The sequence below is a fragment of the Limosilactobacillus walteri genome (assembly GCF_014830205.1).
GTDB classification, from domain to species: Bacteria; Bacillota; Bacilli; order Lactobacillales; family Lactobacillaceae; genus Limosilactobacillus; species Limosilactobacillus walteri.
Window position 1 is genome coordinate 19,107 of record NZ_QORN01000044.1, and the last position, 8,098, is coordinate 27,204.

5 protein-coding genes and 2 tRNA genes are annotated in these 8,098 nt (G+C 37.4%); all 7 read left to right on the top strand.

What is annotated here, in order from left to right; all coding sequences use genetic code 11:
* Positions 1–37 precede the first annotated feature (37 nt).
* The 7 genes from DTK66_RS09615 to DTK66_RS09645 all read left to right on the top strand — a co-directional run bounded on the left by DTK66_RS09615 (position 38) and on the right by DTK66_RS09645 (position 7,906).
* Positions 38–1,909, top strand: coding sequence for a copper-translocating P-type ATPase (locus DTK66_RS09615; RefSeq protein ID WP_191668527.1), 1,872 nt, complete (start codon positions 38–40; stop codon positions 1,907–1,909).
* A gap of 110 nt (positions 1,910–2,019) precedes the next feature.
* Positions 2,020–2,499: a DUF7679 family protein gene (locus DTK66_RS09620; protein WP_191668523.1), complete on the top strand. Its 480-nt coding sequence runs from the start codon at positions 2,020–2,022 to the stop codon at positions 2,497–2,499.
* A gap of 64 nt (positions 2,500–2,563) precedes the next feature.
* A tRNA-Gln gene (locus DTK66_RS09625) sits at positions 2,564–2,636 on the top strand.
* 89 nt (positions 2,637–2,725) lie between these two features.
* Positions 2,726–3,055 (top strand): hypothetical protein, encoded by a 330-nt coding sequence (locus DTK66_RS09630; protein ID WP_191668524.1) that lies wholly within the window; start codon positions 2,726–2,728, stop codon positions 3,053–3,055.
* 326 nt (positions 3,056–3,381) lie between these two features.
* Positions 3,382–3,454, top strand: a tRNA-Glu gene (locus DTK66_RS09635).
* A gap of 156 nt (positions 3,455–3,610) precedes the next feature.
* Positions 3,611–4,504 (top strand): hypothetical protein, encoded by an 894-nt coding sequence (locus DTK66_RS09640; protein ID WP_191668525.1) that lies wholly within the window; start codon positions 3,611–3,613, stop codon positions 4,502–4,504.
* Between the two features lie 276 nt (positions 4,505–4,780).
* On the top strand, positions 4,781–7,906 hold the full coding sequence (locus tag DTK66_RS09645; RefSeq protein WP_191668526.1) for a mucin-binding protein: 3,126 nt from the start codon (positions 4,781–4,783) through the stop codon (positions 7,904–7,906).
* The last annotated feature ends 192 nt before the right edge of the window (positions 7,907–8,098 follow it).

The window sequence follows — 8,098 nt, forward strand, 5'->3', positions numbered from 1 at the left end:
TCAACGCTTTTGGATTTCCTTTATTTTGTCAATCCCGATGCTAATTCAGATGTTGGCAATGCCTTTTCATTGGATGATACCCGGGTACAATTGGATTGCCTTGATTACAACAACATTGATTATGGCAATTTCAGCTTTTCCATATTGGAAAAGTGCAATTGCTGCCTTTAAGAAACATAGTGCAAATATGAATACGTTGGTTGCAACAGGGACCTCGGTAGCCTATTTTTATAGTATTTTTGCAATGGCAACGGGGCGAGAAGTTTACTTTGAAAGTGCAGCCTTTGTAACTGTCTTTGTTTTGCTAGGCGATGCTATGGAGGAAAAAATGCATAACAATGCATCTAATGCTCTTGGCAAATTAATGGGGTTACAAGCTAAAAATGCTGAAGTATTGAAAGACGGAAAATTTATTAAGGTACCCTTGGATCAGGTCCAAGTAGGCGATTTAATTCGAGTAAAGCCGGGAGAAAAAGTGCCGGTTGATGGTGAAATTATAGAAGGGACAACTTCACTTAATGAATCAATGGTTACTGGGGAAAGCATGCCAGTCATGAAACAAGTTGGTGATACAGTAGTTGGATCAACGATTAATAACAATGGAACGATTACTTTTAAGGCTACAAAAGTCGGCGCGGACACTATGCTTGCACAAATTGTTGATCTTGTAAAAAAGGCGCAAACCAGTCATGCACCAATTCAAAATCTAACGGATAAAATCTCTAATATTTTTGTTCCAGTTGTAATGATTATTGCAATTGTAACTTTTGTGATTTGGTATTCATTTGTCGGTGCAACATTTGTGCAGGCATTGCTATTTGCTGTATCAGTAATAGTTATTGCTTGTCCTTGTGCACTAGGATTAGCAACGCCAACTGCTTTAATGGTCGGAACTGCCCGTAGCGCTAAATTAGGTGTTTTAATAAAAAATGGTGAAGTACTCCAGGAAGTTAGTAATATTGACACGGTAGTTTTTGATAAAACAGGGACGATTACAATCGGTAAGCCAATTGTGACTGATATTATCGGTAACTATCAAGAAGTATTAGTGCTTGCTGCTAGCCTTGAGGAAACATCAGAGCACCCGCTTGCGACTGCTATTTTACAAAAGGCAAAGGAAAAGCAAATTACCCCATTAAAAGTGCAGAAGTTTGAAGCTATTGAAGGAAAAGGCGTTCGTGCTATGTATCGTGGGCAGACAGCATTTGTCGGCAGCGGAAAATTATTAGTAGATATTAATATTTCCCGGGAAATGTCACAACAAGCTGAGCAACTGCAAAATGAGGCTAAAACTATTGTTTATGTGGGATTAGATAACAAAATTATTGGCTTAATAGCTATTCAAGATACTCCAAAGCCAACCGCGAAGGCGGCAATTACAGAACTAAAAAAACGTGGCTTGACTACGATTATGCTTACTGGTGATAATAAGAAAGTTGCGCAAGCGATTGCTGATGAAGTAGGAATTGACCGTGTAATTGCTGAAGTTATGCCAAATGAAAAGGCACAGCAGATAAAATCAATTCAAGATAATGGCAAAAAAGTTGCTTTTGTTGGTGATGGTATTAATGATGCTCCGGCTTTGTCAACTGCCGATGTAGGAATTGCAATGGGTTCTGGGACAGATATTGCCATTGATTCTGGCGGTATTGTTCTTGTCCAAAACGATTTACGCGGGGTTGTCCGGGCACTAGATATCTCAAAGAAAACATTTAATAGGATTAAATTAAACTTATTCTGGGCGCTTATCTATAATGTAATCGGAATTCCAATCGCAGCAGGGCTCTTTGCGACTATCGGCTTTACTTTGAGCCCTGAACTTGCTGGATTAGCGATGGCGTTTAGTTCAGTTTCAGTAGTTAGTTCTTCTTTATTATTAAATAAGGCCAAAATTGCTGGAAATAGTTAGATTAGTTTAGAAGTGATTGATAAATTCAATCACTTTTTTTGTTATAAATTGCACAAGTGAAAAGATTTTGCGGTAAAATATCAGTGAAATAATATTGAGGAGTGGTAGAAATGTCAACAGCATTTTTGGTGCATGTTCAATTAAGCTGGGGTGAAGAACGTGATTATCTTATTGCAAATGATGTGGAGGCGGGGTTAATGCATCGTTATGAAACGCGAGCAGATTGGCAAGAGGTTGTTATTGATGCATTAATTAATGTCCCGCTAGCACCTTATTTACCAAGTAAGACCGTTATTCCACCGATTGCCACCGCTAAGATAATCAGTGTAGAAGCAGTTGACTTAGCAAAAGTTGACGAGAAAATACAACGAACACGAAGCCAGTTTATAATGGCAGCTGTTTGGAAAAAACAATCAGCAACTGTAAATTATAACTTTTTACATCATGACTATAGTAAATGGTCACAACGTCAAATTGAAGCGGACGTTGATTATTGGTGTAACAAAAATCATCATCCGCTAATTAATTTAATTACAAGATGGCGTTGTGCACAACAGCGTCGGCGCTTGCATTATGAATTAGTAAAATAAGAAAAAAGAGTTGACTATTTAAGTTTTTGTATGTATAGTATTTAGTGTTGTAAGTTTATTTTATTGGGCATTCGCCAAACTGGTAAGGCAGTGGACTCTGAATCCATAATTTACTGGTTCGAGACCAGTATGCCCAATTTTTTCAACGGTAAGACCTGTTAGATTTTATCTAGCAGGTCTTTTTCATAGTTATTTGTTATAATTACTGTCAAGTGAGGGGAAGAATATGGCTAGTAATTCTGATTCAATTTATTACGTTTTGACAAAGTTGAAGCATCATCCAGAATTAATAAGAAAAATTAAAGCGCGATATACTAATACAGTAATGATTTTATTTGATGATTCCTTAAAAATAGCTAACGCATCATTTTATTTTCCGGTTAATTGCTTGATGGTCAATCGTTTATCAAATGACTTTGTAGCTAAAAATGGCGAATTACTTGATGAGTATTTTGGAATGACTAAGGGTGCAAAGACAAATTACCATGATGTCTGGGCGACAACTTGCCACATACCAAGAAAAAAGGTATTTTTATTAGAATTATCATTTGAATAATTGTCGTAAAAGTAGGAAATAACTTTCACGACAAGGCGGTTGATTAGCACACTGCGGGCTGATTATTGCTTGTCCCTAGCCTTGAGCCTTGTGCTTATTTGTCACGTTATCTTGCTATCTTTCATTAAAATGGCTGAGGTTGAGAGAAGTTTTTTCTCGGTCTCTTGTTGGCTGGAATGGTCAAATGGGGATTTATAACGTTTGAATTGTCAGCTAGCCACTAAGTTGTAATATTTTTTAATAAAAGTTACTGGATTAAATGATTTTAATGGGATTTGTGATTGACGAAAATTACGAAATAACGTATAATCATGTTTGTACGTTATTGCCCGCTGGTCAAATTGGTTAAGACGTCGCCCTCTCAAGGCGGAGTTACGGGTTCGATCCCCGTGCGGGTGATTACAGATTGAGTCTGTTACTCATTTTAGATTGAGTGACAGACTTTTTTATTTATATTACAAATTGAAAAAAGCGTTAAGAAAATGCTCAATTAATGCTATGATGGTTTGAGGATATATATATAGAAAAGAATAGGATGGATTTGGTGGATTAATTATGCGAGTAATGAATTTAATGATAGTATTGGCAATTATTGCGATTGTTATTTTAGCTGCTCAATATATCTCACAATTACGAAAAAATCGTAGCGGCAATAATTTTGTTAGTGGGGGACGGGTTTTCCTAAACTGGACGTTAGTTGCTGTTTTAGTAATTTGTATCGGCGGAATCGCCTTTGAAAGTATTCATTCGCATCATCAAGAGGCTAAGCCTGCTCAAACAAGCAAGACCGAGAATGTTGAATATGCTGCTTCTAGTAGCGATACCTTAGGTAAGGTTTCAGTACAGTTTGATAAAAAAGTTAAAATGAATGACAATGGTGAGGCAAAAGTAAAATTTAAGGTTTCACCACAAACAACATTAACTATTCGTGGTCATAAGAGCAAAGAGATTGTTAAGACTTTCAAAGCTAGTAAAGGACAATCACTTGTAAATCATAGTTATACTTTTGATGTTGCAGGAACATATGACATTATTGCAGAACGTGGTGATCAAAAGGTAACTAAAAAGTTAAAAGTGGAAGTTAATGATGAGGCTGATAGCTCCTCTTCAAGTAGTAGTGATGCTTCATCTAGTAGTAGTTCTTCTTCGGTAGCTTCTTCCTCAAGCAGTTCAACCAGTTCAGCCTCTCATTCGAGTTCTGCTTCAACAAATACGCAAAGTAATGGTACTAGTTCTTCAAATAATGCAACAGCAACTTCAAGCAACGGTTCAGCTGCATCAAGAAGCTATAATAACGTTTATCGCGGTTCATCTAACTATAGCGGTGGCGTTACAAATAATAATAGGCACAGTACGACCTCTAATCCTGCGCCATCTACAGAAGGACATAACAACCATGGAACTACTCAGGAAAACGATGGATATGTTACAGATGGACCACAATATTAACGAATTCCGAATAGATCTTTTAAATATCTAATGATAAAAGAATAATTGATTTAAAAGAACAAAAGATAATTTTTTCATATGAAAAATTATTCTTTTGTTCTTTTTTATTATTTTTAATGCTTTACAAACCCTTATACATCAATGTGTTGGACATAAATAAAAAAATGCTTAACAAAGTAAAATATTTATCAGTATTGAAATAACAGATAAGTATATTATACTCAATGTTGAAAGAATAGTTATCGAACTATAAGAGTATTTAAGGGGGATTAGGAAATGCTTGAGACAGATGAAACAAAAAAAAATAAGGTAATTGGCGTGAATCTTGTTTCAACTGAAACTATCGGGGGACAAGTAAAATTAAAAAATGATTTGTCTGCTTCAAGTGTTGCTTCACTGAATGAATCGCCTTCAATGAAGAAGCTACTAGAATCAGTGCCTAATTTTGCAGCACAACAGCAGAAATTAAGCGTCCAAGAACCCGTAATTAAAAATAATCCGGCATTAGGTGTTTATGAGCTAAATGACGATTTAGATGGCTTACAACATGGGACGTACTTACAAGCAACTAACCGTGAAAGTCATACCAAAGACCGGTCATTAGTTAGCCGTAACGGGATGAAGGAAACAGCTTCACTAGTTAATTATAAAAGTGCAACTGATTTAAGTGGCTATGGTCACTTGAAGAATGCAACTGAAACCGCTAAGTCTGTTGAAGTTGTTTACACATTCCCAGCATTTGAAAGTGTAAATAATGGTAAAGCACAGGTTGTAATCGATGAGTCACGGGTTAATGAATTTGATGGCCTTGAATACAAAGATGAAAAGGGAAACGTTATTCCAGGCTTCGATATCACTTATAGTTATAAGGGTCATGAAGGAGAGTATTCAACAATTGATACCTTGAAGCAACGGGATGACTTTAGTTGGGATAAAGTTACGGCCATAATGGTTTTTGGGTCATTATTGCCTAATAGTTCATACCGAGTAGAATTCCCATTTAAGATTGTTAACATCGATAACCTAAATAGTCAGGTAAACTTTCACTTAAATGAATATGCCTTTTACGATTTAACAATTAATAAGCATACAACATCGCAGTTGAATTTCCGGTTAAGTACGCCAATTTTTGCTCATGATGATTATCAAGCAGTACATTTTGTTGCGCTGGATCGAACTGAAGATGGGTGTCAAGTGTTACCATCAGAAGTTCAAGAATTGATGCCGACATTGGGTGAGGTTCCACACGCAATCAGTAATTTTAATGATGAGGTTACGATTGATAGCAGTGAGAGCGCCGAAAATGTGTTGTGGCAAGGTGGACACTATTTCTTCACCTTGGCGGCTATTCAAAGTGCAATTCAAGAAAACGGATACTCTGTTGATGTTGATGAAACTGGCCGTAAGCTGATGGATGCTTATGCATTTGCTGTTCAAACTGAACAGTTAGACCTTGAGGCTGTTGATTTTATTCCTTATGTAGTTGTTCATCAGCTTTTAGTAACGAAAGACTTTACGCTAAAAGCTGAAGCAAAAGATAATTGGACTCCATATGATGGAATTGTTAAAGTAAAGGGGCTATCTGTAAACAATGAAGAGGCAGCTGTTAGTCCAGAGCAAACGTTTATTGTGGATAGTTCAGAATTAGACAGTGCTAAGCCAGGAAAATACAATATTATGATTGGTTATTTTCTTAATGGCAGTGAAGATGGAAGTATGCTGCTTACTTCACCTGCTACTGTCACAGTGGTTGAAAATAAACAGACAGTTAATGTTTATTATGTTGACCTTGTAAATGCTGCTGATAAATCAAAAGAAGAATTACAGCCAAGCGATGGCAAAATTCTTGAAGATCATACTCAAACTTTTACCGGTAAAGGGGACACAACTTATAATAACCAATTGTGGGGACCTGATGATGGATATGAGCTTTTCAAGTATGATGATGGTGCGCAAAAGGGAACTTATGCTGGTGGGCAGCCGGCACGTGACTATTATGTTTACTTGACGCATAAAATTGAGAAAATCGATGAAGACCATCGGGTAACCCGGACAATTACGTTTAATATGCCTACAGGAGCTAAACAAGTAATTAAACAAATTGGGCGGATTCAGCGCTTTGGGATTACTGATATGACTACTGGAGAAAAGACGTGGAGTGATTGGAATACAGCAACTTTACCAGCTGTAACCGCACCTGCTATCTCTGGATATACAAGTAAAAATGTTCCTGAACAACCTATCTCATTAACCACCAAGGATAGTAGTCTCAATATCGCGTATAAGCCCGAGAAAGTCAGCGCTAAAATCAAATTTGTTGATGAAGACGGGAAAGTAATTGATGTTCAAACAATTGAAGGACTGGCAGGCGAATTGATTGATTATTCACCGACCGCTGAGATTGATCAATTAGCGGAACAAGGCTATTTGATTGTTGATAATGAATTGCCTCGAAATGCGCGCTTTGAGTTTACAGATGATAGTCAGCCTCAAGAATATCAGATTGTTGTTAGCAAGCAGGGGGCACAAGTCCAGCCAGTTACTATTTTTTACGTTGATATTCCTTACGATCGTTTACCAATTGTAAAGCCGGCTTCGGGAAAGATTCTGGAAGAACACACCCAACAATTAGAAGTTGCGGAAGGTGAAAGCTATACTAATAAATTGTGGGATTATGATGCAAATGGCTACGATTTATTTAAAGCTGATCAAGGAGCAACAGCAGGTAAATACTTTGCTGGTAGTCCTGAGCAACAATACTATGTTTACTTAACACATAAGGTAACTCCGCTTAAAGATGAACATAAAGTAACCAGAACAATTGAAGTAGTGATGCCCGATCAAACCCATCAGGAAATTGTGCAAGAAGCGGTTGCAATGCGTTTAGGAATGCATGATGAGGTAACAGGAGAAGATATTTGGCAAGATTGGACTGCGGGGATTTTACCAGCGTACATGCCCGCTACAGTTGATGGATATGATGCTGAAGTTGTACCAGCCCTAAGCGTAGATAAGGACGCTACAGACTATGAAGCAAGCATTACCTATACTCCTAAACCGGCAGAAATCGTCGTGAAGTTTAGTGATCAATTTGGTGAAGAAATCAAAGCAAAATTATTAAAGGGAAAGACAGGGGCAGAATTTAATTATGACCCAGCAGGTGAAATTAAGGCATTTGAAGATGAGGGATATACTCTGGAAGATAGCAATTTCCCTGCAGATCATCATTTCGCTGCCGGTAAGCAAACATATGTAATTAAGCTAAATAAGTTAGTTCCTGTAACTCCGCATAGTGCGGAAAGCTCTGAAACAGTAGTAACTAGTGTTGATCAACCAATTAAAAGTGATGAAGACACATCAAATAAGAAGGGGATTTTTGCCGCATTTAAGGGACTATTTTAAGTACTGATGTGATCGTAAAAAATTAAAATAATAGAGGAGCTGTGACATAAGTCTCCTATATCGTTGAAAATGCTACAGCGCAGTACACAAAAGGACTCTAGCGTTCGGAAAATCCGAACACTAGAGTCCTCTTTGTGCTTGCCGGGGATCGAAAACGAACTAGCAAGCTAGTTCTGTCTCACTCCCCCTCGT